The following is a 21,659-nucleotide window of genomic DNA, read 5'->3' as shown; positions in this document are numbered from 1 at the left end:
TTACTTGATGTAACCGCCCTCGGTCATCGACGCGGTGGCGGCGTCCTGGGCCTGCTTCAGCGCATCGTCGACGCTCGACTGGCCGGCAAGAGCCGCCGAGAAGAGCTGGCCGACGGTGGTGCCAAGGCCCTGGAATTCAGGGATGGCGACAAACTGCACGCCGACATAGGGCACCGGCTTGACGGTCGGATGCGTCGGGTCGGCCGCATTGATGGAGTCCAGCGTCATCTTGGCGAACGGAGCCGCCTTCTGGTACTCGGGATTGGCATAGAGCGAGGAGCGTGTGCCTGGAGGCACGTTCGCCCAGCCTTCCTTCGACGCGACGAGCTCAGCATAGTGCTTGCTGGTCGCCCAGGACACGAACTTCTCGGCGGCATCTGCCTTCTGCGTGCCGGCCGGGATCGCCAGCGACCACGCCCACAGCCAGTTGCCGCGCTTGCCCAAGCCATTATCCGGCGCCAGTGCATAGCCGACCTTGTCGGCGACAGTAGAGTTCTTCGGGTCGGAGACGAAGGAGGCGGCGACGGTGGCGTCGATCCACATGCCGCACTTGCCCTGCTGGAAGAGCGCCAGGTTTTCGTTGAAGCCGTTGGACGAGGCGCCCTCGGGACCGTCGGCCTTCATCAGGTCGACATAGAACTGCAGCGTCTTCTTCCATTCCGGCTGATCGAACTGCGGCTTCCAGTTCTCGTCGAACCAGCGGGCGCCGAAGGAGTTCGACATGGCCGTCAGGAAGGCCATGTTCTCGCCCCAGCCGGCCTTGCCGCGCAGGCAGACGCCGTTCACGCCACTGGCGCGATCGGTCATCTTGTCGGCCGCCTGCTTGATGAAGTCCCAGGTCGGGGCATCAGGCATTTTGAGGCCGGCCTTTTCCATCAGGTCCTTGCGGTACATGACGAAGGAGCTCTCACCATAGAAAGGCGCGGCGTAGAGCTTGCCATCGACCGAGAGGCCACCGGCAATGGCCGGAATGATGTCCTTGGCATCATAGTCGTCGCCGAGCTTGTCGAGCGGCAGGAGCCAGCTCTGCTTGGCCCAGATCGGAACCTCGTAGGTGCCGATGGTCATCACGTCATACTGGCCACCCTTGGTGGCGATGTCGGTGGTGACGCGCTCGCGCAGCACGTTCTCTTCGAGCGTGACCCAGTTGAGCTGGATGTCCGGGTTAGCCTTGGTGAAGTCGTCGGTCAGCTTCTGCATGCGGACCATATCGCCATTATTGACGGTGGCGATGGTGATGGATTCGGCGTGTGCGGCGAATGCAAGCGTGCTGGCCGACAACAAGCCCAGGGTGAGCGTGCGAAGTTTCATCAAATTCCTCCCATAAACCAAGTTGAGCATTTGCCTTGGTTGTGAGCAATTACTCACTTAGTCTTAATTATGTCAAGCCGGATTCGATGCTGCAGCGCAGCACACGGCCGGCAAATGGGGTGGAGGTTCGGCGACAGCGCTCGGATTGCTGCGGCTGGCGTCCAGGCAGCGGGGTCAAAGCCTCTCGAACGGCTATCGTTTGTTGCCCCGGTCTGACGTCAGCTTATGTGCCGGTCAGCAGGCGATCTCAGCCAGCAGCCAGTCGCGGAAGGCGCGGATCTTGGGCACGTTGCGGCGCGCCTCGGGGTAGACCAGCCAGTAGGCGTGCCCGTCGTCGCCGACCAGGTCGAATGGCTGGATCAGCCGGCCGTCGGCGAGTTCGGCCTTGAACAGCGCCCGGGTCAGGATCGCCACGCCATGGCCCGATATGGCCGCGTTGGCTTCGTAGGCCTGCGCGCCCATGCTGCTGCCGGGCCGCTTGGCAAGGTCGTGGCTGTGCACGCCGGCGGCCTCGAACCACTGCGTCCACCAGATGTCGCTTGGGTCGAGGATCGGCAGCTTGAGCAGATCGGCCGGCTCGTTGATGCCGCCGATGCTCGCCGCGAGCTTCGGGCTCAGCATCGGCGTAAAATCGGCGTCGAGCAGCTTGTGGGCTTCCAGCCCCGGCCATTTGCCGCCGCCCGAACGGATGGCGAGGTCGACATCCTCGCGGGCGAAATCGGTCAGCCGGCTCGACGTGTCGAGCCGCACGGCAAGGGACGGATGCGCGATCTGGAATGCGCCCAGATGGTGCGCCAGCCAGTTCGAGGCAAAGGTCAGCACCGTGGTGACGCACAACAACCCGTCGGCGCCACCGCGCGCGGCGGCGTAGGCTTGGCTAAGAATGGCAAAGGCCTCGCTGACCGCCGGCGCCAGGCGCTGGCCGGCTTCGGTCAGTTCGATCTGTCGCGGCCGGCGCAGGAACAGCGGAGTGCCGACGCGATCCTCCAGCACCTTGATCTGATAGCTGACCGCCGCCTGCGTCATGGCGAGCTCCCCGGCGGCCTTGGTGAAGGAAAGATGCCGCGCCACAGCCTCGAACACCCGGATCGCCTGCAATGGCGGCAGCTGCGAAACCTGTGGCGCGCTGAGGTCAGGCATAAAACCTCCTTATGGGTCGTTATCGACGTTCGATTGGCAAAAGCGGCTGGCAAGGCCGACATTCATCCTCAACCCGTCATTCGGGTTCAGGATAACGAAGGTTGACGATCATGACCATGGCGCAGCAAAAATGCACTCCCGCTCCCGATCATCGCTGGATTTCGTGGCTTGCGGACGGATTTGGCTGGTTCGCGACCAGAAAAAGGGCGCATCTCGACATCAGGGACCTGTCGCCGCATCTGCAGCGCGACCTCGGTTTCCTCGATGGCAACGATCCTTTCGGCCGGCACCAATAGCCTTGCTGGCTTTATCGCGAAGCCGTCAAATGCTGGCCAGCAGGGCGGCCGCCGTCCGCTCGTCGGTGATGAGCCCGTTGACCAGCCGTCGGTTGACCGCCGCCATGATGCCGGGCAGCTTGCGCTCGCCCATGGCGAGCGCGATCACCAGCGACTTCTCGCGCGACGGCAGCGCCGCCGACGACACCCGGTCATTGGTGATGCCGTCGATCATGCGGCCCTCGCGATCGAACACCCAGCCAACGATTTCAGCGACGCCGCCGGCTTTCTGCAAGGCTTTCAGTTCGCTTTCGGAAATGAAGCCATCCTCGTAGAGCGGCGCCTTCGGGCCAAGGTCGCCGATACCGATGAAGGTGACGTCGGCCTCCGCCGCAAGCACCAGTGTCGGCTGGATCATCGGCTGGGCGAGCAGCATCTCGCGCTCCTGCGGCGAGGAGGCGATGACCGGCAGCGGCATTGGGAAGGACCGCGCCTTGACCCTGTCGGCCATGGTGAAAATAACGTTGTAGAAAGCGGCCGAGCCGTCCGGCGAGATGTTGCCGGTCAAGGACACCACCTTGTGCTGCGGGCATTCCATCGGCGGCAATTGTTCGATCGCCGCCTTCAGCGTGCGTCCAGTGCCGATGCCCATGACGATCGGTGTTGGCGACCGCAACCGCCGCTCGATCTCGGCGGCGGCCGCTTCGGCGATGCCGATGGTGGTGGAGGATGAATTGGGATCGCTCGGCACCACCTCGACCAGGTCGAGCGCAAAGCGCGATTTCAGCCGCGCGGCAAGATCCAGGCAGTTGGCGATCGGATGATCGACGCGGACCTTGATCAGGCCTTCCGACACCGCCAGCGACACCAGCCGCTGTGCCGTCTGCCTCGAGATGCCGAGCGTGGCGGCGATCTGGTCCTGTGTGTTGCCGGCAACATAATAGAGCCAGCCGGCGCGCGCGGCGTCGTCCAGCCTGTTGCTGCCGCTGTCCTGCCGGGTATTCACGTCCTGCCTCCCGAAACCGCCGATCATCATCAGGCGGTCGTATCAGTTTCGCAGGGAATGATCGCCTGCGCAATTGTCAATCTCAAGAGCAAATGCTTGCACCGAAGCGGCGGTGGTTCTCCGCCAGCATTCCTATCGGAGAAAGCGCGGCGGGTCCGTTTTTCCATCTGGAAGCATGTTCAATTGCAGCCAAAGGTTTATCTCACGGCGCAAACCCTTTAAGGGATCGCAAAAAGGAGCGCTTCATGACACCGAAGGCGGTTTTCTGGGACATGGACGGCACGCTGGTCGACAGCGAACCGCTGCACGAGGCAGCCCTCATCGCAGCGATGCGCAACGCCGGCCTCACGCCACCGGCTGATCTGCATGAGCGCGTGCTCGGCGTCGCTGCCTGGCCGGTCTACGAAATGATGCGCGACGAGTTCGGCCTGCGACTGCCCTTCGACGAATGGATCGTTCACAAATATGAGCATTACCTGCCGCTAGTCGAAGGGCTGAAGCCGCGCCCAGGCGCCATCGAGGTCTTCAAGGAGTTGCGCGCGCTCGGCGTGCAGCAGGCAGTGGTCTCAAACTCGGATCGGATGATCGTCGACGCCAATCTGCATATGGTCGGGCTGACCTACCCCGGCATGAAGACGATCAGCCGCAACGATGTGCGGGAAGGCAAGCCGCACGCAGAGCCTTTCCTTCGCGCCGCCTATCTGGCCGACGTCGATCCCGCGCACGCCGTCGCGGTCGACGACAGCTGGCCGGGCGCCATGGCGGGCCTGGCGGCGGGAATGACGACGATCTTCTGGCCTGAAAAGCCGATGGAAGGACCGCCCGGCGCCGTTGTCATCAACAGCGCCGGGGAATTGCGGGCTCAGTTCGGACTGTAGCCTTCAGTTCCGGTACACCGGCTCCTGCTCGTCGAGGATCGCTTTCAACTCGGCGAGATGACGTTCGGCCTGACCGGGATAGTCGTCCATCTCGCTCGCCGCCTTCTCGGCGATCGCGTCGGACAGGGTGCGCAGCGGCCGGCCGGTCCACAGCGCCTTGATATAGGTCTCGGCGGCACGCTCGAAATAGAACATGCGGTTGAAGGCGTCGGCGACGGTGTCGCCGATGACCAGCACGCCATGGTTGCCCATCACCATCACCTTGACCTTGGGGTCGGCGAGAAGCTGCGAGCAGCGCTCGCCCTCTTCCTCGAAGGCCAGCCCGCCATAATGCGCGTCGACGACGTGACGCTTGAAGAACATCGCCGAATTCTGGTCGATTGGCGGCAGCGTCGAGTCGGCAAGCGAGGCCAGCACGGTGGCGTGGATCGAGTGGACGTGCATGACGCAGCGCGCGTGCGGCACATTGCGATGGACGGCGCCGTGCAGACCCCATGCCGTCGGGTCTGGCGCATTCGGCCCGGAAAGCGTCTCGGGGTCGTTGGCGTCGATTTCGATCAGGTCACTCGCCTTGATACGCGAGAAATGCACCTGGTTCGGGTTCATCAGGAACCTGGTGCCGTCGTCGTTNTTGGCCACCGCTTCGTGCATGTTGAGCCGCGCCGTCCAGCGGAAGGCGCAGGCGAGATCGACGCGCTCCTCGTAGAAAGGCAGGTTGGTCAGCGTTTCCTTCTGCAGGCGGGCGATGCTCATCGTAAAAGATCCTCCGGTTTGATCCAGAATGCCGCGCGCCGCTGGTGCCCGCAACCGCTTTCGCTTGGTGCAGAAGGCCAGTTATGCCGCCGTGCTTGCGGCGCCAACGGTTCGCAGCCCGCCGTGCTCGACGATGAAATCGATCACCTCCCGCAGGCCCTTGCCGCGCGAAAGATCGGTGAAGCCGAACGGTCGCTTTCCGCGCATGCGCCCGGCGTCGCTCTCCATGACATCGAGATTGACGTTCACATAGGGCGCTAGGTCGCTCTTGTTGATAACCAGGAAATCGGACCGCGTGATCGCCGGGCCACCTTTGCGCGGGATTTCTTCGCCCTGGCAGACCGAGATGACGTAGAGCGTGAGATCCGCAAGATCCGGCGAGAAAGTGGCTGCAAGGTTGTCGCCACCGGATTCGATGAAGATGATGTCGAGATCGGGAAATTTGCGGTTGAGCTCGGCGATCGCCTGCAGATTGATCGAGGCATCCTCGCGGATGGCGGTGTGCGGGCAGCCGCCGGTCTCGACGCCGACGATGCGGTCCTCCGGCAGCGCCTGCAGCCGGGCCAGCATCATGGCGTCCTCCCTGGTGTAGATATCGTTGGTGACGACGGCGATGGAGAACTCGTCGCGCAGCGCCTTGCAAAGTTTTTCGGTGAGCGTCGTCTTGCCGGAGCCGACGGGGCCGCCAATGCCGATACGAAGTGGGCCGTTGGGTTGTGTCATGTCGGGAACTCCATGAGGGCGAGGACGGCGAAGCCGAGCCCGATCGAAAGGCACAGCGGCGAATAGAAACTGGTATCGAGCCGCGCGAAAGGCTGTTGCGGCGCGAGCCGGCGCCACCAGGGCGTGAAACCGGCAGTGCCGCGCCCCAGGAACACCAGTCCGATCAGCATCGCTGTGGCTGCGAGGCCCTGCTTGGGAAACGGCGAGGCAAAGAAACCGATGAGCGCCAGCGGCCACAGCGTTGCCAGGCCGAGGCACGCGGCAACGGCGAAACTGGCGAACGGCGTCGGCATTTCGTCGACGCCGCGAAACCCGACGACAGCGTGGGCGCAGGACGCCGTGTCCCTGCCTGGCCAGACGCCGCCTATGCCCCAATAGACATGCAGTGCCGTGATCAGCAGCAGGACGAAGGAGAGGACGAAGGCGAGGAGGATCATGAGCGGAACAATCGCGAATACTGGGTTTCGTGCTTCATCGCCATGACGTCGGAGACGAAGGCGCAGCCGCCAAGGTCGTCCAATGTCGAGCGGGACACGCGGGCAGCGGTCGAGAGCGCCAGCGGCTCGAAACCCGCGAGCAGCGTCGTCGCCTCGTTCTGACCGATCATGCCGAGCCGGATCGCGGCCTGGACGAGGTTGGAGAAGAAGGCTTGCAGGAAGGCGGACAGCGCGTCGTGCAGCGCAATGCCATTGCCGCCGGCGACAGCCCCGACGGCGATGCAGTAGGCGCATTGCGCCGGCAAGCGCTCCAGCACGGCATTGGGCCAGGCGGCGGCTGCTTTGAGGAAGGCCGCGCCTTGCAGCATGGTCTCGGCGTGGCGCTCGCGCGAGCCGGCCTGTGCCTCGGCCAGTGCGGCAACCTCGGCCAGATCGCCCCCTTCGCGGGAGCGGCGCCAGCTTTCGGCGAACAGCACGGCATCGTTCCAGCCCGAGCCCATCTCGACCAGCGTCTCCAGCCAGCCGGCAAGGCCGGCGGCATCGGCCACCAGCCCATCGTGCACCGCGCGCTCGAGGCCATGGCTGTAGGCAAAGCCGCCGACCGGAAAGGCCGGCGACAGCCACGCCATCAGCCGCAGCACGGCGATTCCGGACGGCTGGTCAGTCATGATCATGGTGGTGGCCGGCATGACTATGCGAATGGGAATGCGATTCGCTGTGTGAATGGGAGTGTGCCTCACCGTGGCTATGGGCATGCGCCTCGGCNAGCCACGCCATCAGCCGCAGCAGGGCGATGCCGGACGGCTGGTCAGTCATGATCATGGTGGCCGGCATGACTATGCGAATGGGAATGCGATTCGCTGTGTGAATGGGAGTGTGCCTCACCGTGGCTATGGGCATGCGCCTCGGGATGGCTGTGATCGTGGCCGTGATCATGACCATGTCCACCACCATGGCCGGAATAGGCGCCGCGCACCGGCTTGAACGGTTCGGAAACCTCGCGCACCGTGGCGCCAAGCCCCTCCAGCATGGCCTTGATGACATGGTCGCGCAGGATGACGATGCGGTCCGCCGCGATGCCTGCCGCGAGATGGCGGTTGCCGATATGCCAGGCGAGTTCGGCGAGATGCACGCCGTCACGGGCGCGGATGTCATAGACCTCTTCGGGTGCCGCGATGATCTCGATATGGCCGCCATTCTCCAGCACCAGCCGGTCGCCATCGTTCAAGGCGACAGGTTCGGGCAAGTCGACCAGCACCTTCCCGCCATCGGCAAGTTCGATGGCCCGGCGGCGCAGATGCCGCTCGTCATGGGCCAGAACCGCGCGGCCGGATGGTACCGTGGCCCCCGCACTGCCAGCGGTCAGCACCGAGACTGCGCGCGGGAATTTAGTGAAGTCGGTGTTGAGGTTGAGCTTCATTTCGTCGAGCCTCCGTTAGAGCGCCGCGCGTCCTCTTGGACGCGCAAAGGACGCTCTAATACTTTTGAATCTATGCATCGTGCTTTCCCAAAATCGATTCCGATTTTGGGGCCGATGCATTGGCCTGCGCCCGCGCACGGGCGGGCCGCGCCAGCACGCGGTCGAGATAAGCGTTGACGCGCTCGGACTCGATCGGGAAACGGCCGGCACGTGCCCAGCCGCCCATGTCGCCTAGCAGCACGTCGACGGCGGAAAAGCGGTCACCGAGGGCGAAGGGCTTGTCGCCGAGCCGGCGCTCCAGCGCCTTGACCTCCATGGCGAAGTCAAAGGCCGCGGCAGGACCGACATCGACCCGCACGTCCCTGGGCAGGAGGAAACGGTGTCGCAATTTGTTCCACAGCGGCGCCTCGAACTCGCTCTGGGCAAAATGCATCCAGGAATCCATTTCGGCGCGGCCAGCGAAACCGGGATTGGCGCCCATCCCTTTGTCTGCGTGCTTGTCGGCGAGATAGACACAGATCGCCGCCGAATCCGTCACCGTCAGCTCGTCGTCGGTGAGGACAGGCACCTTGCCCGACGGATTGAGCGCATAGGCTTCCGGAGAGCGCAGCTTGACCTCGACGAATTCGTAGGGCTGCCCGAGTTCCTCGAGCATCCAGAGGACGCGGCTGACCCGGGATCCGCGCGATCCAATGGCCTTGTACATCGTTGAACCCTGCCTTTCCCCGGGAACTCTAGACCATCGGCTGATGTCATACGATCGTGTCGAACAGCCGCGGGATGAACGATATCTGGTAGATCAGAGCGGCCGCGACGAAGGCGATGTGGAAACGGCGGTCACGCACCAGGATCGCGACGATGCACAGTGCTACGAAGACCGGCGTTCGGAACAGATATTCGTTGCCGAAGCGGGCGAAATGCTCCGGACCTTTCAATAGCGTGTCGATCACGTCGAGCAGATAGGTTGCCGCCAGCAGTCCGAAGAACCAGGCGCGGCGCGAATAGAAGAAATCCTCGTAGCTGGTGTAGTCGAGCATCGAATCCGGAAACAGCAACGCGCAGAGCAGGAACAGGGTGATCGCGTAGAAAATGATGAACAGGTACTTTCCGAAGATCCAGGTTTCGATGGCATAGAGGCCGAACTCCCACCACCAGAAATGGACCAGCATCAGCAGCACCGAAGCGACACAGGCCAGATGCACCGTATAGAGCCGGTATTGGGCGGGATGCTGGACGATGCGCGCTACCCCCGACAGCAGGCGCGCGACGCCGAGCCCGATCACCATGCCCATGACGATGCGGATATGCGGGAAGATATCGTGGGCGGAGGCTATTTCGCTTGCCATCGACCTTAACAAGCAAATGCGGCGAGCTTAATCTCGCAGAAAGCTGTCCATTGAAAGCGGGCCGTCCGGGCAAAATCGCCATCAAGCGCCTGTTTGGCTGTAAATGGCGGTTCGCTCGGGAGATGGGGTTTTCTTAAGCCCGTCTCTCTTACCGCCACAGGTAAAGCGTCGCGGTATGCCTCGTCGAAAACCTGCGAAGGATAGCGGCGAAGGCTTGGGCTGTCCTTGATGATATTACCAATCCAGATACGCTGTTCCGTTATCGATGCTTGCCAACCGTGGCATCTGTGGGCTGGTTGGAATTCCCATTTCAGGAGGTGCGCAATCAATACCTCCGTCCTGCTGCGGATTTCCCGTCTGTCGCCCCTCCCCAAGCTCTCGATCTCCTCAGCCAGATTCTCTCGATCCAAGCTCGGCAAAGCGCCCCTCGCGCAGCAGTGGGCTTTGCTCAGCGCACCATTGCACGAAGTCCGTTTCGTACGGTGTTGATGCTCGAAGGCGATCAATCTTATTCATGGGAACATCATGCCCCAGTTTGCGAAAATCGCAACGAATCACTCAGGGCTGCATATCGCTCCGATCAAAACAGAAAGTACCTTTGCGCCATCGGCAGCACGGTCGCCGGCTCGCAGGTCAAGAGTTCGCCATCGGCGCGAACTTCGTAGGTTTCCGGATCGACCTCGATTTGCGGCGTGGCGTCGTTGAGCACCATCGAGTGCTTGCCGATGCCGCCGCGCGTGTTTTCGACGGCGACGAACTGCTTGTCGACACCGAGCCGGCCGTGCAAACCGGACTCGAGTGCGGCCTTCGAAACGAAGGTCACCGACGAATTGGTGCGGGCTTTGCCATAGGCGCCGAACATCGGCCGGTAGTGCATCGGCTGCGGCGTCGGGATCGAGGCATTGGGGTCGCCCATCGGGGCGGCCGCGATCATGCCGCCGATCAGCACCATGTCCGGCTTGACGCCGAAGAAGGCCGGGTTCCACAGCACCAGATCGGCGCGTTTGCCGATCGCGATCGAGCCGATGTCCTTCGACAGGCCATGCGCGATGGCCGGATTGATGGTGTATTTGGCGATGTAGCGGCGGACGCGGAAATTGTCGTTGTCGCCCGTCTCCTGCGGCAATGACCCGCGCTGGCGCTTCATCTTGTCGGCCGTCTGCCAGGTGCGGATCGCCACCTCGCCGACGCGACCCATGGCCTGGCTGTCCGACGAGATGATCGAGAAGGCGCCGATGTCGTGCAGGATGTCCTCGGCCGCGATGGTCTCCTTGCGGATGCGGCTTTCGGCGAAGGCGATGTCCTCGGGGATCGACGGCGACAGATGGTGGCAGACCATAAGCATATCGAGATGCTCGGCCAATGTGTTGACCGTGTAGGGCCTCGTCGGGTTTGTCGAGGACGGGATGACGTTGGGCAGGCCGCAGACCTTGATGATATCAGGCGCATGGCCGCCACCGGCGCCCTCGGTGTGGAAGGCATGGATGGTGCGGCCCTTGATGGCCGCCACCGTGTTCTCGACAAAGCCGCTCTCGTTGAGCGTGTCGGTGTGGATCATCACCTGCACATCGTAATCGTCTGCGACCGACAGGCAGCAGTCGATCGCTGCCGGCGTCGTGCCCCAGTCCTCGTGCAGCTTGAGCGAGCAGGCGCCGCCCAGCACCATCTCCTCGAGAGCGGCTGGCAGCGAGGCATTGCCCTTGCCCGACAGGCCAATGTTCATCGGGAAGGCGTCGAAGGACTGGATCATGCGTGCCATGTGCCACGGCCCCGGTGTGCAGGTCGTGGCCAGCGTGCCGTGCGCTGGGCCGGTCCCGCCGCCGAGCATGGTGGTGATGCCCGACATCAGCGCTTCCTCGATCTGCTGCGGGCAGATGAAGTGGATATGCGCGTCGAAGCCGCCCGGGGTCAGGATCTTGCCCTCGCCCGCGATGATTTCCGTGCCGGGGCCGATGATGATGGTGACGCCATCCTGCGTATCCGGATTGCCGGCCTTGCCGATGGCCGCGATGCGGCCATCCCTCAAGCCTATATCGGCCTTGAAGATGCCGGCGCTGGCATCGATCACCAGCGCATTGGTGATGACGGTGTCGACCGCACCTTGGGCACGGGAAACCTGGCTCTGACCCATGCCGTCGCGAATGACCTTGCCGCCGCCGAATTTCACCTCCTCGCCATGGATGGTGAAATCCTTCTCGACCTCGATGAAGAGTTCGGTGTCCGCGAGCCGCACCCTGTCGCCGACCGTCGGGCCATACATCTGGGCGTAGGCGGCACGCGTTAGTCTGGCCATCAGCGGTTGCTCCCGAAATGCGGTGTGATTGAAGCCGGGCTGCACATTGCCGCCCTCCAATGGTCACGCAATGACCCGCTAGGCGACACCTTCTGAACCCATTTGGCGGTTGAGGTTGAAGGGTCACCCCAAAACGACCGTTTGCCAAATCGATGGAAGGAAAATCCATGCGCAAAACGACAATTCTTGCAGCCGCCGCCAGCCTGATGCTGGCGGGTGCCGCCAGCGCCCAGCAACAGCCCGCGCAACAGCCCGCTCCCTCTACGCCGGCTCCAGCCGCGCCCGGGGGTCAGCAGGCCGCGCCGGCGATCCAGAGCGTCAACGTGATCGACATCAGCGAGTTGCCGAAGGACACCCAGACGCAGGTCAACCAGGTCATCGCGCAGCGTGGCGATGCCGGCCTGCAGAAATTGCGCAGTTCGATCGATGCCACCCCCAAGGTGAAATCCGCCCTCCAGGCCAAGGGAATGACGTCGGCCCAGGTGGTCGCGGCCAGCATGGAGCCGAACGGCGCGCTGACCCTGATCACCAAGAAAGCCGGCTGACCAACCGGCGCGGCGGACCGGTCTCCGGTCCGCCCACCGAACCCGACAGGGAACCGTGACAGGGCTGGGGACGTTTGGTTTCAAAGGTCTTGAAGCAAACTGCGAAAGCGAACGATGACCCTCGACGCCCTGCCCGATGCCAGATGCCATGCGCGATGGTTGCATGTCATTGCCGCGGCAGCGTTTCTGGCGGCGAGTGTACCACAGGCGGCGCTCAACGCGCAGGGCCTGAAGAGTCCTGAGACCGTCGACCGCATCGTCGGATCGCAAGTCAACCAGGAAGAGGCCAAGGCGACAGCTGAAATCGGAAAAGTCAGTTCGGCGATCGACCGCACACGCGAAAACATCAGCACGGTGCGCAAGACGTCCAAACTCGACAAGGTCGATATCGTGTTCCTCACCGACGCGGCGCGCAGCGAAGGCGGCCCGCCGCCAGCCATCGAGAACAAGGTTCGGCAGCATCTGGACGATGTCAGCGAGTTGCGCAAGGAGATCGAGGCGAACGCCCTGCTTTTCAATGCTCTCGATTCTCGGCGCGTGCTTGCGCAGGACGTTCTCGCCGTGGAGTTCGATGATCCCGGAAAGATCGTCATCTATGCGGCCGCCAAGCCATCGGGCTGAGCCGCGCGCGGAGCTTGCGTTCATGCATGCCCTGAAGCCGCCCACTGGCCCTGCGCGCCACGCATAAAAAGCCCTCACAGCTTGCCCATCACCTTCTGCTGGAAGCCATGGATTTCACGCTTGCCGCCAAGCGGCACCAGCGTGACATCCCGTTCCTGCCCCGGCTCGAAACGCGTGGCGGTGCCGGCGGCTATGTCGAGGCGCATGCCGCGCGCCCGTTCACGATCGAATTTCAGCGCCTCATTGGTTTCGGAGAAATGGTAGTGGCTGCCGACCTGGACCGGTCGGTCGCCACTGTTGGCCACTTTCAGGATGACGGTCGGCAGACCCTTGTTGAGCTCTATGTCGCCTTGAACGGGGATGATTTCGCCTGGGATCATGGGACCTCACACGATTCCGAAGGCGAGGCCGACGCCGATCGCCGCGCAGGCGGCGCCCGTGATGCGGGCCACGCCGCGTGACCTCATGCCGAGGCCAAGCCCGACGGCGATGCCGATGGCATGGAGCAGCACGGTGGCTACGGCAAAACCGGCCATATATTCGAGGCCGCCGGCATTTTCGGGCACTTCCGTGCCATGGGCATGGCCGTGAAACAGCGCGAACAGGCCGATGATGGCGACACCGGCCGAAACGGGCAGATCGACCGCCAGCGCCACCAGCAGGCCGAGCGCCACGACGGAGGCCAGTATACCCGGCTCGACGAAGGGCAGCGGCACATGGGCCATGCCAAGAGCCGCGCCGCCCAACATGACGCCGACGAACGCCGCCGGCCAGACCCAGATCGCCTTGCCGCCCTTGAGGGCCGCCCACAGACCGACGGCGAGCATCACCGTCATATGGTCTAGGCCCGACAACGGATGCGTGAAGCCGGCCATTGCGGAGGAGGTGGTGCCGATGCCGACATGGGCGTAGGCAGGGATCGCCGCCGCCACGAGCAGGATGGCCGAGAGGCACAGGCGTTTGACAGGGATCATTTTACTTGCCTTTCGTTTTGCGGTGTCACGCGGCCTTGCGGGGGCCGCAGCCCTCGGCCTTGAGCACGCGTTTGGTCGAAGCCGGATATTTCTTCAGCATCGCGTCGGGGCGGATCGGCCGCGCCGTAAAATTGCCGCCGCAGTTCGGGCAGACGCCGCCAAGCACGTTTTCGACGCAGCCGGCGCAGAAGGTGCACTCGAAGGTGCATATCCGCGCATCCGTCGCTTCCGGCGGCAGATCCTTGTCGCAGCACTCACAGTTCGGGCGCAGTTCAAGCATGTCTGTCTCTCCTCACCGGATCGGTTCGTGCACGGTCACCAGCTTGGTGCCGTCGGGAAACGTCGCTTCCACCTGTACGTCGTGGATCATCTCGGCGATGCCTTCCATCACCTGGGCGCGGCTGACGACATGGGCGCCGGCCTCCATCAGATCGGCCACCGGGCGGCCATCGCGGGCGCCCTCGACGACGAAATCGGTGATCAGCGCGATCGCTTCCGGATGATTGAGCTTGACGCCGCGCTCCAGCCGCTTGCGCGCCACGATCGCCGCCATGGCGATCAGCAGCTTGTCCTTTTCCCTTGGCGTCAGGTTCATGCGTCATCCTGAAATGATGCGGATACAGTCACAGTGACCATAATTTGGGCAGCCCCGCTTTTCCATTGAGCAATCCAACGAGCGGGACCAGCCGCTGGCGCAGCTGGTAGCCGTCCTCGGCGTAAAGCCTCGCAAGAAGCTTGCCAGATGTCTTCACGGTCCAGACGCTGGCGCCACCCCGGTCGCCAATGATCTCCCTAGCCTGATCGAGCAAGGCTTCCGCGCGCGGCGACACCAGCAGCAGCGTGGCCACGGCGATCGCGCCATTTGATATCGCCGGACGGGCCATGATGTCGGCGATATCAGGTCCGATGCGGAAATCCTCGGCGTGGATGAGGGTTCCTTCCCTGCGGATACGCCAGCGGTCGCGAAAAGTACCCTGTGCGGCACGTTCGCCCATGGCCTGGCGGCCGAAGACGGTCGCTTCCAGCACCAGCGCCTCGGCCCATGCGGCAAGCTCGACGTCCAACGTACGGACAAAGGCGGCGCGATCGAAGACGATGGTTTCCTGCGGCAGCCAGGCGATGCTGCCGTTCTCTCCGACGGTCAGTCTGACCCGGACTTCGGCATGGTCCGATGCGGCGCGATAGACTTTTTCGCAGGCCTGGGTCGTTATCCCCGCGCTGGCATGCGGGCCGACATCGACATCCCAGCCGAGGCGGTCGCCGCCGGTCAGTCCGCCGGCGGTGTTGATCAGGACGGCCTCCAGCGGGCCGGCCGAAACGTATGGCAGCCTTATCTTGGCGGAGCCGTCCTGATAGAGGCGCCGCAGCCGCGTGCGGCCGTCGATGCTGGCGCAACCAAGCTGCGCCTTGCCAGCCGCGCGCTGGGCCAGCTGACCTGAAAACTTGCTATTTTCGATCGTATCCACGCCGTCAGGTTAAGCACTGCGGCGCTTTTGTCGACATATAGCTTGTTGCTTGATGACGTTTCCGTTTCTATAGAGGGAGCCACCTTGGTACGGTCAGGCGACGCTTGGCGGAGGGATAAGGCGAAGATCGCGGCCTGATATCGAGGACAAGAAGGCGCCGTTCAGTTGGCGTCGGGAAACGACACAGTGGGGAAGAAACCGAATGGCTGACCAGCTGGCAGCGGACATCATCGAGAAGATCAAGGCCCATGCCGAGCCGGGCGGCGAGGAAATCACCACCACAACCGAATTGACGGCGCTCGGGATCCATTCGCTGGAGCTGACCGAGATCATCTTCGACCTCGAAGAGCAATATGGCATCGAGATCGAGATGAACACGGTCGATGCCTGGAGCAATCTGAAGAACGTCGGCGACATGGTCGAGGCCGTTCGCGCTCTGATCGCGAAAAAAGCCTGACCGAATGCTGAAGCGCGTCGTCATTACCGGCATCGGTGGACTGTGCGGATTGGGCACCGATGCGCAGGCAATCTGGGCCGAGATGCGGGCCGGCCGGTCGGCGATCGGCCCGATCGACAATCCCTTCCTGCACGACCTGAAGGTCAAGACCGGCTGCGAGATCAAAGCACTGCCGGATCACGGCATCGAGCGCAAGCAACTGGTGTCAATGGATCGCTTCAGCCTGCTGGCGGTGCTCGCGGCGAAAGAAGCCATGCGGCAGTCCGGATTGGTCCCGCATGCGGACAACACCTATCGGATGGGAACCATTGTCGGTGTTGGCGTCTGCGGCTTCGAGACCGTCGAGGAGAATTATCGCGCCATCCTGATCGAGGGCAAGAATCGCGCCGGCATCTTCACCGTTCCAAGAGTCATGCCGGGCGCCGCCGCCGGTCAGGTCAGCATGCATCTGGGTTTGCGCGGACCGGTGTTCGGCGTCACTTCGGCCTGTTCGTCGGCCAATCATGCCATCGCATCGGCGGTCGACCAGATCAGGCTCGGCCGCGCCGACGTGATGGTGGCCGGCGGCACCGATGCGCCGCTGGTGTGGGGTGTGCTGAAGGGCTGGGAGGCGCTGCGTGTGCTTTCGCCCGACACATGCAGGCCGTTCTCGGCCGACCGCCAGGGGCTGGTGCTGGGCGAAGGCGCCGGCATGGCGGTTCTGGAAAGCTACGACCATGCGATGGCACGCGGCGCCACCATTTTGGCTGAAATCGCCGGCGCCGGCCTTTCGGCCGATGCTTCCGATATCGTCGCGCCGACCGTCGAGGGGCCGGAAGCGGCGATGCGCTTCTGCCTGGCGGATGCCGGGCTCAATCCCGAGGATATCGACTACCTAAACGCACACGGCACCGGCACCAAGGCCAACGACCAGATCGAAACCCTCGCGATCAAGCGCGTCTTCGGCGACCATGCGCGCGCGCTATCCGTCTCCTCGACCAAGTCGATGCACGCGCATTGCCTCGGCGCCTCGGGCGGGCTGGAGATGATCGCCTGCGTCATGGCGATCCGCGAAGGCGTCGTGCCGCCGACGGCGAATTACCGCGAGGCCGATCCCGACTGCGATCTCGACGTGACGCCGAATGTCGCGCGCGAGCGCAAGGTGCGCGCCGCCATCAGCAACGGCTTTGCCTTTGGCGGCACCAACGCGGTGCTGGCCTTCAAAGCAATCTGACCTCCGGGCGGTTACCACCTGGCCGCGCTATCCCCACCGTTCGCGCGGTCCGAATCGGGTGACTGTCCGTGCATGGTGAAAGCGTCACCGCCATATTGATCCGGCCTCGCCGCGGCCCTAGTTCTTGGCCGACCCGCCAATATCGCGCCGCTTGGTGCGAATCCCCCGCTCAGGAGTTCCCGATGGCAGACCTGTCCGCCTTTCCGATCGCAAGCCGTTGGCCGGCCAAGCATCCCGACCAGCTCCAGCTCTATTCGGCAACGACGCCGAACGGCGTGAAGATATCGATCGCGCTGGAGGAAATCGGCCTGCCCTATGAGCCGCATCTGATCAACATCGGCAAGAACGAGAGCTGGACCCCAGAATTCCTGTCGCTCAATCCCAATGGCAAGATCCCGGCGATCATTGATCCCGACGGACCGGGCGGCGCGCCAATCGGCCTGTTCGAATCCGGCGCGATACTGCTCTACCTGGCGGAAAAGACCGGCCTGCTCATGCCTGTCGACGCGGCGCGGCGCTACGAGACCATCCAGTGGGTCTTTTTCCAGATGGCGGCTGTTGGGCCGATGTTCGGCCAGGTCGGCTTCTTCCACAAATTCGCCGGCCGGGAGATCGCCGACAAGCGACCGCTGGAGCGCTACCGCGACGAATCACGGCGCCTGCTCGGCGTTCTCGACGTCAGGCTGAAGGGCCGCAAGTGGATCATGGACAATGACTACACCATCGCCGACATCTCGCTGCTCGGCTGGGTGCGCAACCTGATCGGCTTCTACGAAGCGCGCGATCTGGTCGGCTTCGACGATTTCGCCAATCTGGCAGCGTGGCTGGAGCGCGGCCTGGCGCGGCCGGCGGTGCAAAAAGGCCTGACCATTCCGGCGCGAGGCTGAACCCATCAGCCCTCGGGAAGGAGCAACCTACTTTGCTTTCGCCTTGGGTCCGCCCCTGCCGACCACGGAGGCGGCAAGGGATGCCACGCCCCGCGCCGTGGCGACGACCGCGCCGGCGGCGACATTGGCCGCGGAGCGAACCTTCGAGCCGCCGCTAGCTTTCGATCCGCCGGCCATGGCCGGCTTCTTCGCTTGGGCGGGCTTGGCGGCCGCTTTCGGCGCGGTCGCTTTCGACCCCGGCACGACTTTTTTCGGGGCCGCCTTGCCGAAGGCCTTCGCATCCTTGGAGCGCTGGGCGATCGCCGGGCCGGCCCCAGCCGTCGACTGCGGCGCCTTCGGTTGCGCCGACTTACCCCTGGTGGGCTTCTTCGCGTTTGTTGCCATGGGACGGAATCCCTCTTCTGGCATGATTGCCTGATCGGGATAACGCGTTGTAAGTCTTAAGGTTCCCGTCGAAAAATATTGAAAATTAAACGGTAAATCCAGATCAACCAAGGTTGATCTGGATAACGGCTTAACCAAAGACCAGGTCGGCCGCCCGGCGCCGCGCAAGCACGCGTTCGATGTTGGGCATGTCGTTGGAGGCGATCCAGGCGCGCGCATCCGCCTCGGAATCTCCATGCTCGTGCCAGCGTTCCATCAGGCGGCGTTCGAGCTCCTTGCGCGGCACGTCGACGAAGATCGAGAAATCGAACAGCGGCGCCAGCCGCGACCACGGCTCCTCGTCGAGCAGCAGGTAATTGCCTTCCACCAGGATGAACTTGGTCTCAGCGCCGACAATCGCCGCGGCGGCGCGCGACAATTCCATGCCGCGGTCGAACACCGGAATGGCGATCTCGGCCTCGCCGGCGCGGATGCGCTTCAAAAGCGTCTCAAAGCCGCCAAAGTCGAATGTGTCGGGCGCGCCCTTTCGCGCCCGCAGACCGCGCCGCTCGAGCACGATGTCGTCATAGTGGAAGCCGTCCATGGGCACGACCTCCACCGCGCCTTCCGGCAAAAGGTCATGCAGGCTTGCCGACAGTGTCGATTTGCCGGCGCCCGGCGGCCCGGCAATGGCGACGATGAAGCGATTTGCCTTGCCGGCGCGCTTGAAGATGGTAGCGGCGAGGTGGGCGATTTCGGACATTTTTCGGCTCCTTCCGAAGATTTTGACGCATCTTGTCGGCGGTCGCTTGAATTTCAAACCGCGATTTGCACGATTTAGAGCGACCGGTCGTGGAGTCAGCACTGGCGACCGCGATTAGTCCCTTACGGCTTCGTCTTCAGCGTGCCGCTGGCTGGCCGATACGAAGAAATTCACTATCGAACGGGACTTCCGATGCCGCGGCGCCAGCCAACCGGAGGCTGCCACCCGCGGTGGTGATCGCGCGCGGGGGCTCGCCACCCGACAGGGGCAACGCACCGATGACATGGCGGAACGAGACGCCGCGATCCTCGCCAAGCGCGAATGCGGTCGCCACGCCCTCGCGCTTCAGCCAGTTGTCGCCAAGCGAGGCGGCGTGGCCGACCGCGGTGCGCCCATCCTCGATGCCGAGCACGCCGAGATGGCGGCCGCTCCACGGCGCGTAGTCGCGCCCGCCATTGCTGAACCACAACATGGTAACCGGCAGTTCGGCCGGGTTCTTCAGCACCAGCACCAGATCGTCCTCGGCCTCGCGAGCCAGCGCGGTCCAGCCTGGACCGCCATGGTCGGTCTCGACCAAGGTGAGGAAATCCTCGCGCCGGTCATCCATACGGTAATCCGTCAGATTGAGCGTGCCGCCGCCGGCAGCAGGGAAATGCTCGAGGTCCGACGACCGACCGGGGTAGGCCAGCATGAAGCGGCCGCGCGCGGGGTCCGGCTCCAGCGGATCGGCTGGCGTGGCGGCAAACCGCTTCGGCGAGAAAGCCAGCCTGCCGCCACCTTTCATTGCCGTCATCGGGTGATGGGCGACAGAGATCGCGCCGGACCCGCCGGAAAACACATGTTCCTGGTAGAGGAAAGGATGGTCGTCGCGCAGCGTGAAAATCTTGTCGACGCTGGCGCCCATCACCTTGTGGCGCAGCCGGAAGACCGCGCGCCAGCCACTATCCGTCGCTCCACTGTCGACCACATCCCAGGCGCTGTTGGCCGGCCAGCCATGCAGCGGTGCCTCCTCGACATCGCTGCGCGAAAACGGCGCGCAGAGAAAGTCGCCGGAGAGCCGGACGGTGCCCCGCGACAGGTCTGGAGGCAGCGTCTCGCCCGCGTCGACCCAGGGTGCACGGTGTAGCGGCTTCAACCGGCGCGCGCCGCTCTCGACGACCATGTCGGCGATGTGGCCAACCGTGAGGTCCAGCGAAACCGAAATGCCCTTGGCGTTGATCGTGACTGTATCCATGGCTCTCTCACCCGAATCTGACGGGTGCCAAGAAGAACCGGTTCGGCGCACCGCGCAAGCGCGTGGGCGCGTATTTTGCATTGGTTTTGCGCTCGCCTTCGTCGGAAAGTGCGAGCCCTATTGCCGCTTGTAGTCGCGCACCGGGGATTTCGTCCCGTCGGTATAGGTCACCTGCACCGACATCGAGGTCACGCTTTCGGTGACCTTGAAATAGGGCTCGAAATCATCGGGGATGGCGTAGGGATCCCTGGCATNTGGTCGAGGATCTGCTTGTTGCCCTGTTGCAGGGCGGCATCCGGGTCGAAGCTTATGTCGAACGGGCCGGTCTCGCGCCCCCTGATGTCGAGATATTTGATCGCGATCGTGGTCTGCGCCGTGCTGTCGGGCAATTCGAAGCTCGGATTGGGCATCGGCTTGCCGGTCCGCTGGTCGTTGAGCGCCAGCAGGCCGGTGTCGGTAAAGGGGCCGGCGCCGCCAAGACGCCAAGATATCGCGGTCGCCGGCTCGGGCAGCGAAATGGTCATCGACCAGCCCTGGTTGGAACGCATCGGCGTCAGCGACGGCGCGAAGCGGGCGGGGTCGAGCACGTCGCCAAGGGCCGCCAGCCGGCCGCGGCCGCGGTCCAGCCAGTCGGCAAGCTGGGTTTGGTCGACGAAATATCCGAGCAGCCCGCCATCCTTCTCGTAAGAGACGAATTTGGTCAGCGCCTGGGCTTCGCTGCGCTTGTCGGCCAGCGTCTGGCTGCCGAGCCGATCCTCCGAGAACTCCTGCGCCAACATGAAATAGGCCGGTGCATAGTCCGGATTGGTCGCAATGAAGGCGTTGAGCTTGTCGAGCCGCTGGGTATCGTCGAACTGCAGCAGGTGGACGAGCTTAATCGATGGCGCCTTGGCTTTCTCCGCGAGTTGGCCGAACACCTCGCGGGCGCCGGCCTTGCCGTCCTGGACCCGCAGAAGCGTGGCAAAGCGCGTATAGGGATCGATGGCGTCGACATCGAAGCCGGCAAAGGCGAGATAGGAGCGCCGCGCGTTGAGCATGTCGCCCGAGAGCTCGTAGACGCGGGCATTGTGGTAGAATTCGTCCGGCCGCTTCGGCTCGGCGATGGCGCCGCCTTGCGCGGCCAAGGTGGCAAACCCCTTGGCGATCGTGTCGATCGAGGCGGCGATCTGCTCTGTCGTCGCCTGAAGCTTTTCGGCCTGGACCACTTGCTGCTGCTGGCCGCCTACGAGTGTCTCGGTCGTTTGCTTGACCGCTTCGACGGTCCTTTGCGTCTCGGCGCCTTGGGCAGCTTGCTGCTGCTGGGCGGAGGCGATCTGATCGGTTCTCTGGGCAACCGTGTCGGTCGATTTCTTGACCTCTTCGACGGTCTTCTGCGTTTGCGTGACCGTTTGCTCGATCCTAGCCACCTTTTCGGCGACGATGCCCGTCGACTGCTGCAGTTGCGCGATCGCCGGCACCAGGCTGGCGATGATGCCGTTCTGCGAATTGGTCTCCTTCTGCACGGCGTAGACGCCGCCGGCAACCGCCGCCGCACTGGTGGCGAACACCAGCGCC

At 63.7% G+C, this 21,659-nt stretch carries 27 protein-coding genes; 7 read left to right on the top strand and 20 right to left on the bottom strand.

The genetic code is table 11. The features are described 5' to 3' along the window. Positions 1-1,311 carry a sugar ABC transporter substrate-binding protein gene (locus X742_RS155765; protein ID WP_023772214.1) on the bottom strand — a complete coding sequence of 437 codons (1,311 nt, stop codon included), beginning with the start codon at positions 1,309-1,311 and terminating at the stop codon, positions 1-3. Positions 1,312-1,545: 234 nt separating this feature from the next. After that, positions 1,546-2,451, bottom strand: a complete 906-nt coding sequence (gcvA, locus tag X742_RS155770) for a transcriptional regulator GcvA (RefSeq protein ID WP_023772213.1) — start codon at positions 2,449-2,451, stop codon at positions 1,546-1,548. Positions 2,452-2,561: 110 nt separating this feature from the next. Between gcvA and X742_RS155775 the strand changes: the two genes are divergently transcribed. After that, positions 2,562-2,747 carry a hypothetical protein gene (locus X742_RS155775; RefSeq protein ID WP_023772212.1) on the top strand — a complete coding sequence of 62 codons (186 nt, stop codon included), beginning with the start codon at positions 2,562-2,564 and terminating at the stop codon, positions 2,745-2,747. Between the two features lie 25 nt (positions 2,748-2,772). On the opposite strand, the gene X742_RS155780 is transcribed toward X742_RS155775, so the two are convergent. Next, positions 2,773-3,732 (bottom strand): sugar-binding transcriptional regulator, encoded by a 960-nt coding sequence (locus tag X742_RS155780; protein ID WP_023772211.1) that lies wholly within the window; start codon positions 3,730-3,732, stop codon positions 2,773-2,775. Between the two features lie 245 nt (positions 3,733-3,977). Here X742_RS155780 and X742_RS155785 point away from each other — a divergent pair, with 245 nt between their 5' ends. Beyond that, positions 3,978-4,610 carry an HAD family phosphatase gene (locus tag X742_RS155785; protein ID WP_023772210.1) on the top strand — a complete coding sequence of 211 codons (633 nt, stop codon included), beginning with the start codon at positions 3,978-3,980 and terminating at the stop codon, positions 4,608-4,610. A 3-nt stretch (positions 4,611-4,613) separates the two neighbouring features. Here X742_RS155785 and X742_RS155790 read toward each other — a convergent pair whose 3' ends face one another. From X742_RS155790 to ureC, 9 genes are all read right to left on the bottom strand, one after another. Continuing rightward, the gene (locus tag X742_RS155790; RefSeq protein WP_023772209.1) at positions 4,614-5,363 is read right to left on the bottom strand and encodes a class II aldolase and adducin N-terminal domain-containing protein; all 750 of its coding nucleotides are present in this window, start codon (positions 5,361-5,363) and stop codon (positions 4,614-4,616) included. 81 nt (positions 5,364-5,444) lie between these two features. Next, positions 5,445-6,086, bottom strand: a complete 642-nt coding sequence (gene ureG, locus X742_RS155795) for an urease accessory protein UreG (protein ID WP_023772208.1) — start codon at positions 6,084-6,086, stop codon at positions 5,445-5,447. Continuing rightward, on the bottom strand, positions 6,083-6,523 hold the full coding sequence (locus X742_RS155800; protein ID WP_023772207.1) for a DUF3995 domain-containing protein: 441 nt from the start codon (positions 6,521-6,523) through the stop codon (positions 6,083-6,085). Before X742_RS155800 ends, ureG begins: the two co-directional genes overlap by 4 nt. After that, complete coding sequence (locus X742_RS155805; protein WP_023772206.1) at positions 6,520-7,191, bottom strand: urease accessory protein UreF; 672 nt, start codon at positions 7,189-7,191, stop codon at positions 6,520-6,522. The genes X742_RS155800 and X742_RS155805 overlap by 4 nt, the downstream gene beginning before the upstream one ends. A 140-nt stretch (positions 7,192-7,331) precedes the next feature. Next, entirely contained in the window at positions 7,332-7,943 is a 612-nt protein-coding gene (gene ureE / locus X742_RS155810) for an urease accessory protein UreE (protein WP_023772205.1), read from the bottom strand. 70 nt (positions 7,944-8,013) lie between these two features. Next, entirely contained in the window at positions 8,014-8,649 is a 636-nt protein-coding gene (locus X742_RS155815) for a glutathione S-transferase family protein (protein ID WP_023772204.1), read from the bottom strand. 46 nt (positions 8,650-8,695) lie between these two features. After that, positions 8,696-9,289, bottom strand: coding sequence for a hypothetical protein (locus tag X742_RS155820; protein ID WP_023772203.1), 594 nt, complete (start codon positions 9,287-9,289; stop codon positions 8,696-8,698). Positions 9,290-9,294: 5 nt separating this feature from the next. Further along, the gene (locus X742_RS01000000170090; RefSeq protein ID WP_245273784.1) at positions 9,295-9,663 is read right to left on the bottom strand and encodes a DUF29 domain-containing protein; all 369 of its coding nucleotides are present in this window, start codon (positions 9,661-9,663) and stop codon (positions 9,295-9,297) included. 206 nt (positions 9,664-9,869) lie between these two features. After that, entirely contained in the window at positions 9,870-11,585 is a 1,716-nt protein-coding gene (gene ureC, locus X742_RS155825; protein WP_023772202.1) for an urease subunit alpha, read from the bottom strand. Positions 11,586-11,749: 164 nt separating this feature from the next. Between ureC and X742_RS155830 the strand changes: the two genes are divergently transcribed. Next, positions 11,750-12,127 carry a hypothetical protein gene (locus X742_RS155830; RefSeq protein WP_023772201.1) on the top strand — a complete coding sequence of 126 codons (378 nt, stop codon included), beginning with the start codon at positions 11,750-11,752 and terminating at the stop codon, positions 12,125-12,127. Between the two features lie 114 nt (positions 12,128-12,241). Continuing rightward, positions 12,242-12,748, top strand: a complete 507-nt coding sequence (locus tag X742_RS155835) for a hypothetical protein (protein ID WP_023772200.1) — start codon at positions 12,242-12,244, stop codon at positions 12,746-12,748. 74 nt (positions 12,749-12,822) lie between these two features. Here the strand turns inward: X742_RS155835 and X742_RS155840 are convergent, their stop codons facing one another. The 5 genes from X742_RS155840 to X742_RS155860 are packed head-to-tail and all read right to left on the bottom strand — an operon-like array spanning position 12,823 to position 15,188. Continuing rightward, positions 12,823-13,128, bottom strand: a complete 306-nt coding sequence (locus X742_RS155840) for an urease subunit beta (protein WP_023772199.1) — start codon at positions 13,126-13,128, stop codon at positions 12,823-12,825. Between the two features lie 6 nt (positions 13,129-13,134). Next, on the bottom strand, positions 13,135-13,722 hold the full coding sequence (locus X742_RS155845) for a HupE/UreJ family protein (RefSeq protein ID WP_023772198.1): 588 nt from the start codon (positions 13,720-13,722) through the stop codon (positions 13,135-13,137). 25 nt (positions 13,723-13,747) lie between these two features. Beyond that, positions 13,748-14,002 (bottom strand): DUF1272 domain-containing protein, encoded by a 255-nt coding sequence (locus X742_RS155850; protein ID WP_023772197.1) that lies wholly within the window; start codon positions 14,000-14,002, stop codon positions 13,748-13,750. A gap of 12 nt (positions 14,003-14,014) precedes the next feature. Beyond that, complete coding sequence (locus tag X742_RS155855; protein ID WP_023772196.1) at positions 14,015-14,317, bottom strand: urease subunit gamma; 303 nt, start codon at positions 14,315-14,317, stop codon at positions 14,015-14,017. Between the two features lie 28 nt (positions 14,318-14,345). Next, entirely contained in the window at positions 14,346-15,188 is an 843-nt protein-coding gene (locus tag X742_RS155860; protein ID WP_023772195.1) for an urease accessory protein UreD, read from the bottom strand. A 202-nt stretch (positions 15,189-15,390) separates the two neighbouring features. Here X742_RS155860 and X742_RS155865 point away from each other — a divergent pair, with 202 nt between their 5' ends. The 3 genes from X742_RS155865 (at position 15,391) to X742_RS155875 (ending at position 17,745) form a co-directional block, all read left to right on the top strand. Next, positions 15,391-15,645, top strand: a complete 255-nt coding sequence (locus X742_RS155865; RefSeq protein WP_015314512.1) for an acyl carrier protein — start codon at positions 15,391-15,393, stop codon at positions 15,643-15,645. Between the two features lie 4 nt (positions 15,646-15,649). Next, positions 15,650-16,858: a beta-ketoacyl-[acyl-carrier-protein] synthase family protein gene (locus tag X742_RS155870; RefSeq protein ID WP_023772194.1), complete on the top strand. Its 1,209-nt coding sequence runs from the start codon at positions 15,650-15,652 to the stop codon at positions 16,856-16,858. 182 nt (positions 16,859-17,040) lie between these two features. Further along, positions 17,041-17,745, top strand: coding sequence for a glutathione S-transferase N-terminal domain-containing protein (locus tag X742_RS155875; RefSeq protein WP_023772193.1), 705 nt, complete (start codon positions 17,041-17,043; stop codon positions 17,743-17,745). Between the two features lie 27 nt (positions 17,746-17,772). Here X742_RS155875 and X742_RS155880 read toward each other — a convergent pair whose 3' ends face one another. The 3 genes from X742_RS155880 to X742_RS155890 form a co-directional block, all read right to left on the bottom strand. Next, entirely contained in the window at positions 17,773-18,129 is a 357-nt protein-coding gene (locus X742_RS155880) for a hypothetical protein (protein ID WP_023772192.1), read from the bottom strand. A 130-nt stretch (positions 18,130-18,259) separates the two neighbouring features. Further along, positions 18,260-18,871, bottom strand: coding sequence for a nucleoside triphosphate hydrolase (locus tag X742_RS155885; protein WP_023772191.1), 612 nt, complete (start codon positions 18,869-18,871; stop codon positions 18,260-18,262). Positions 18,872-19,007: 136 nt separating this feature from the next. Further along, the gene (locus X742_RS155890; protein ID WP_023772190.1) at positions 19,008-20,105 is read right to left on the bottom strand and encodes a hypothetical protein; all 1,098 of its coding nucleotides are present in this window, start codon (positions 20,103-20,105) and stop codon (positions 19,008-19,010) included. Between the last annotated feature and the right edge of the window lie 1,554 nt (positions 20,106-21,659).

The organism is Mesorhizobium sp. LNHC229A00 (assembly GCF_000502415.1).
Taxonomy (GTDB): domain Bacteria; phylum Pseudomonadota; class Alphaproteobacteria; order Rhizobiales; family Rhizobiaceae; genus Mesorhizobium.
The sequence above is the reverse complement of the archived record's forward strand: the minus strand, read 5'-3'. Positions and strand labels throughout refer to the sequence as shown.

What these genes read in the sequence shown, in the direction of transcription:
- X742_RS155765 (WP_023772214.1), bottom strand. Translation starts at nt 1,311, where the DNA reads ATGAAACTTCGCACGCTCACCCTGGGCTTGTTGTCGGCCAGCACGCTT.
- X742_RS155855 (WP_023772196.1), bottom strand. Translation starts at nt 14,317, where the DNA reads ATGAACCTGACGCCAAGGGAAAAGGACAAGCTGCTGATCGCCATGGCG.
- X742_RS155890 (WP_023772190.1), bottom strand. Translation starts at nt 20,105, where the DNA reads ATGGATACAGTCACGATCAACGCCAAGGGCATTTCGGTTTCGCTGGAC.
- ureE (WP_023772205.1), bottom strand. Translation starts at nt 7,943, where the DNA reads ATGAAGCTCAACCTCAACACCGACTTCACTAAATTCCCGCGCGCAGTC.
- X742_RS155835 (WP_023772200.1), top strand. Translation starts at nt 12,242, where the DNA reads ATGACCCTCGACGCCCTGCCCGATGCCAGATGCCATGCGCGATGGTTG.
- X742_RS155830 (WP_023772201.1), top strand. Translation starts at nt 11,750, where the DNA reads ATGCGCAAAACGACAATTCTTGCAGCCGCCGCCAGCCTGATGCTGGCG.
- X742_RS155870 (WP_023772194.1), top strand. Translation starts at nt 15,650, where the DNA reads ATGCTGAAGCGCGTCGTCATTACCGGCATCGGTGGACTGTGCGGATTG.
- X742_RS155845 (WP_023772198.1), bottom strand. Translation starts at nt 13,722, where the DNA reads ATGATCCCTGTCAAACGCCTGTGCCTCTCGGCCATCCTGCTCGTGGCG.
- X742_RS155800 (WP_023772207.1), bottom strand. Translation starts at nt 6,523, where the DNA reads ATGATCCTCCTCGCCTTCGTCCTCTCCTTCGTCCTGCTGCTGATCACG.
- X742_RS155820 (WP_023772203.1), bottom strand. Translation starts at nt 9,289, where the DNA reads ATGGCAAGCGAAATAGCCTCCGCCCACGATATCTTCCCGCATATCCGC.
- X742_RS155815 (WP_023772204.1), bottom strand. Translation starts at nt 8,649, where the DNA reads ATGTACAAGGCCATTGGATCGCGCGGATCCCGGGTCAGCCGCGTCCTC.
- X742_RS155865 (WP_015314512.1), top strand. Translation starts at nt 15,391, where the DNA reads ATGGCTGACCAGCTGGCAGCGGACATCATCGAGAAGATCAAGGCCCAT.
- X742_RS155840 (WP_023772199.1), bottom strand. Translation starts at nt 13,128, where the DNA reads ATGATCCCAGGCGAAATCATCCCCGTTCAAGGCGACATAGAGCTCAAC.
- X742_RS155880 (WP_023772192.1), bottom strand. Translation starts at nt 18,129, where the DNA reads ATGGCAACAAACGCGAAGAAGCCCACCAGGGGTAAGTCGGCGCAACCG.
- X742_RS155775 (WP_023772212.1), top strand. Translation starts at nt 2,562, where the DNA reads ATGACCATGGCGCAGCAAAAATGCACTCCCGCTCCCGATCATCGCTGG.
- X742_RS155850 (WP_023772197.1), bottom strand. Translation starts at nt 14,002, where the DNA reads ATGCTTGAACTGCGCCCGAACTGTGAGTGCTGCGACAAGGATCTGCCG.
- X742_RS155785 (WP_023772210.1), top strand. Translation starts at nt 3,978, where the DNA reads ATGACACCGAAGGCGGTTTTCTGGGACATGGACGGCACGCTGGTCGAC.
- X742_RS155885 (WP_023772191.1), bottom strand. Translation starts at nt 18,871, where the DNA reads ATGTCCGAAATCGCCCACCTCGCCGCTACCATCTTCAAGCGCGCCGGC.
- X742_RS155875 (WP_023772193.1), top strand. Translation starts at nt 17,041, where the DNA reads ATGGCAGACCTGTCCGCCTTTCCGATCGCAAGCCGTTGGCCGGCCAAG.
- gcvA (WP_023772213.1), bottom strand. Translation starts at nt 2,451, where the DNA reads ATGCCTGACCTCAGCGCGCCACAGGTTTCGCAGCTGCCGCCATTGCAG.
- ureG (WP_023772208.1), bottom strand. Translation starts at nt 6,086, where the DNA reads ATGACACAACCCAACGGCCCACTTCGTATCGGCATTGGCGGCCCCGTC.
- X742_RS155805 (WP_023772206.1), bottom strand. Translation starts at nt 7,191, where the DNA reads ATGACTGACCAGCCGTCCGGAATCGCCGTGCTGCGGCTGATGGCGTGG.